Source organism: Abyssibacter sp., assembly GCF_964229365.1.
In the GTDB taxonomy this organism is placed as follows: Bacteria; Pseudomonadota; Gammaproteobacteria; order Nevskiales; family OUC007; genus Abyssibacter.
In genome coordinates this window covers 1-3,392 of sequence record NZ_CAXRDQ010000080.1, presented here as the reverse complement: position 1 = coordinate 3,392, position 3,392 = coordinate 1, and the positions used below count along the sequence as shown (strand labels likewise).

At 63.5% G+C, this 3,392-nt stretch carries 3 protein-coding genes; 2 read left to right on the top strand and 1 reads right to left on the bottom strand.

What is annotated here, in order from left to right; translation table 11 throughout:
• Positions 1-122: 122 nt before the first annotated feature.
• Entirely contained in the window at positions 123-1,556 is a 1,434-nt protein-coding gene (locus ACE1EY_RS13600) for a deoxyribodipyrimidine photo-lyase (RefSeq protein ID WP_291514448.1), read from the bottom strand.
• A gap of 82 nt (positions 1,557-1,638) precedes the next feature.
• On the opposite strand from ACE1EY_RS13600, the gene ACE1EY_RS13595 reads away from it, so the two are divergent.
• Positions 1,639-2,553 carry an ABC transporter ATP-binding protein gene (locus ACE1EY_RS13595; protein WP_291514447.1) on the top strand — a complete coding sequence of 305 codons (915 nt, stop codon included), beginning with the start codon at positions 1,639-1,641 and terminating at the stop codon, positions 2,551-2,553.
• Positions 2,546-3,346, top strand: coding sequence for an ABC transporter permease (locus ACE1EY_RS13590; protein ID WP_370300415.1), 801 nt, complete (start codon positions 2,546-2,548; stop codon positions 3,344-3,346). The genes ACE1EY_RS13595 and ACE1EY_RS13590 overlap by 8 nt, the downstream gene beginning before the upstream one ends.
• Positions 3,347-3,392: the final 46 nt, after the last annotated feature.

Sequence of the window (3,392 nt, the reverse complement as noted above, 5' to 3'; positions counted from 1 at the left end):
CGATGGCGAGGACGCTGAGCAGCAATGTGGGGTCCAAACGAAGACCTGGGCATTCAGGTGGGCGGCGAATGATAACGAACCCGCGTCGTCACGCGCGGCGGCGAGTTCAACTTGTGCCGTGGTCAGCCCTTGATGGTGGCATAGGCGTCGAGTGCTGCCTGTCGGCTGGCTTTCAAGTCGACTATGGGTTCGGGGTAGTCGCGGCCCAGTCGCAATCCCGCGTCATGCAGGATCTCCATCGGCGCGGCCCAGGGCGCATGAATGTGCCGGTCCGGCAGTTTTGCCAGTTCCGGCACGAAGCGGCGCACATAGTGGCCACCCGCGTCGAACTTCTCACCCTGCGACACCGGATTGAAGATGCGGAAATACGGTGCGGCGTCGGCGCCGCAGCCGGCGATCCACTGCCAGCCCAACGTGTTGTTGGCCAGGTCGGCATCCACCAGCGTGTCCCAGAACCAGCGCGCACCGTCCATCCAGTGGTGGCGAAGGTTCTTGGTCAGCAGGCTGCCCACGATCATCCGTACGCGGTTGTGCATCCATCCGGTCTGCCAGAGTTGGCGCATGCCGGCGTCGACAATGGGAATGCCGGTCTGACCGCGTTGCCAGGCCCTGCGCTGAGCCGGGTCTCCGTCCCAGGTGAATGAGCGGAATCGTGGGTTGAGAGCCCGCTCCGTCGTTTCGGGGTAATGGAAGAGCAGGTGATGGGCGAATTCCCGCCAGCCGACTTCCGACAGGAATTTTTCGGCGTTGCTGGCGCGGCGGCTGCCGCCCTCGTCGCCGCGGGCCTGGCGCGTCGCCTGCAGGATCTCTCGCGGTCCGATCTCGCCAAAGTGCAGGTGTGGTGACAGGCTGGACGTCAGGTCTTCCGACGGAATGTCGCGCCCGGTGTCATAGCGTTCCAGCTGGTCGGCGAGAAAGTTGCTCAACCGCCTACGGGCGCCCGTGGCGCCAGGCGTCCAGTGTTGGGTGAAGCCATCCGCCCAGCCGCTTCGTGGCAACAGCTGCAGGCTGGCGAGCGAATCGCTCCGTAGCCTCGGCGCGGCGGGCAGCGTTGGGGTTGGACAGGGCTCCAACGCGTCCAGCGTCGGCCGAATTGCGCGCCAGAAGGGCGTAAAAACGCGATAGGGTCCGCCGCTCTTGGTCTGCACTGTCCAGGGTTCGGTGAGCAGCGCGGCATTGAAGCTCCGGACTTCGATGCCGGCCTCGCGCAGGACCTGCTTGATGTGCCTGTCGCGTTCGCGGATCGCCGGCTCGTACAGCCGGTTCCAGCACACGCTTTTTGCGTCGGTTTCGTCAAGGCAGGCCTGTAGCGCTTGCAGGCTGGGGCCGTGGCGAATGATCAGCCTGGAGCCGGCCTGTTCCAGTTGCTCGGTCAGCCGTGTCAGGCTTTGATGCAGCCACCATTGGCTGGCGGCGCCGGGCGCCCACGGCGCCTCCTCGTCTGGGGCATGAATGTACAGCACCAGCAGCCGCTCGCTGCGTGAGGCCGCGTGCAGCAGCGCAGGGTTGTCATGGAGGCGAAAATCACGACGTAGCCAGACGATGCGCGTGGACATGGTGGCGGGTAGCCCGTTCGAACAAGACAGATGCAGGTGGGCCCGTATAATGCGCGGCCTTTTCTCAAGGTAACCGAGTGGAATGACCCAAGCGATTCGTGTCGAGGGCGTACACAAGCGCTTCGGTGACCTGCATGCGCTCAAGGGCGTGAGTTTCGGGATCGAGCAGGGCGAATACTTCGGCTTGCTAGGCCCCAATGGCGCCGGCAAATCGACCCTCATCAACATCACCGCCGGACTGGTCCGCGCCAGCCAAGGCCAAGTGTCGGTGATGGGGCATGATGTCGTGGGCGCGTTTCGCCCGGCAAGACAATCGCTGGGCGTCGTGCCGCAGGAGATTGTCTACGATCCGTTCTTCTCCGTCCGCGACATCCTGCGCATCCAGGCCGGCTACTTTGGCTGCGGGCGCGATGCGTGGCCCTGGATCGACGAGCTGCTGGAGCGACTGGACCTGACCAGCAAGTGCGACGCCAGCATTCGCCAGCTGTCCGGCGGGATGAAGCGGCGCGTGCTGATCGCGCAGGCACTCGTTCACCGTCCGCCGGTGGTCATCCTCGACGAGCCGACGGCTGGAGTGGATGTGGAGCTGCGGCGCACGCTGTGGGAGTTCACGCGTGAACTCCATGCCGCCGGCCACACCATCGTGTTGACGACCCATTATCTGGAGGAGGCCGAGGCCTTGTGCGAGCGCATCGCCATCATGGACCACGGTGAGTTGCGCGCGCTGGAACGCACCGATGATTTTCTTTCGCGGCACCCATTCCGGTTTCTGCGGTTGTCCATTGACGGGCCCGGAGCCGTGCCAGACGCGATCGAGCGGCTGGTCTGTGCTCGCGATAACGATGAGCTTGAACTGCGCCTGACCCGTGGCCAGGATTCGGTGGCTGACGTGCTCGACGGCCTGCGAGACGCCGGCTTTCGGGTCACCGACGTGCACACACGGGAGCCGAGCTTGGAAGACATCTTTGTCGAACTGACGGGAGATCACGATGCATAGCCCCGTTGATTCCGCTGCCATGGCCCGGCGCTTCAACCCGCGCGGCACGTGGACGCTGTTCCAGAAGGAAGTCCGCCGGTTCTTGAGCGTGATCGGCCAGACCGTGCTCGCGCCCGTGGTCACCGCCGTGCTCTACCTGCTGGTGTTCCAGCATGTGCTGGAAGATCGCGTCAACGTCTATCCGGGCGTCGGCTACACCGCGTTTCTGATTCCCGGCCTGGTGATGATGAGCATCATCCAGAACGCATTTGCGAACACCTCGTCGTCGCTGACCCAGTCGAAGATCATGGGCAACCTGGTGTTTCTGCTGTTTGCGCCGTTGTCCGCCGTGGAGATCTTTGTGGCCTTTGTCGGCGCGGCCATTGTGCGCGCGTCCTGCGTGGCGGTCGTGCTTTATGCGGTCGGTTGGCTGTTCATCCCGCTGCCATTGCAAGCCCCGCTTGCTGCGATTGCGATGCTGGTGCTATCGGCCGGCTGCCTGGCCGTGTTCGGACTGATCGCAGGCATCGTGGCGCAGAAGTTCGACCACCTCGCCGCATTCCAGAACTTTTTCATCATGCCGTTCTCGTTCTTGTCCGGCGTGTTTTACTCGATTCACTCACTGCCCGAGTTCTGGGAGCAGGCCTCGCGGTTCAATCCGTTCTTCTACATGATCGACGGGTTTCGCTATGGCTTCTTCGGTGTGGCCGACGCGCCGATTGCCCACTCGCTGGGCGTGGTGACCTTGTTCTTCTTGATCTTGGCTTGCGTGGCGCTGTGGATGTTGCGCACCGGTGACAAGATCCGCTGCTAGGGACACACTGATCTATTCCCACCACCAAGACGGAGCCGGTTTTGGG

Excerpts from the sequence above, each read along its gene's own strand:
- ACE1EY_RS13600 (WP_291514448.1), bottom strand. The coding sequence starts at position 1,556 with ATGTCCACGCGCATCGTCTGGCTACGTCGTGATTTTCGCCTCCATGAC.
- ACE1EY_RS13595 (WP_291514447.1), top strand. The coding sequence starts at position 1,639 with ATGACCCAAGCGATTCGTGTCGAGGGCGTACACAAGCGCTTCGGTGAC.
- ACE1EY_RS13590 (WP_370300415.1), top strand. The coding sequence starts at position 2,546 with ATGCATAGCCCCGTTGATTCCGCTGCCATGGCCCGGCGCTTCAACCCG.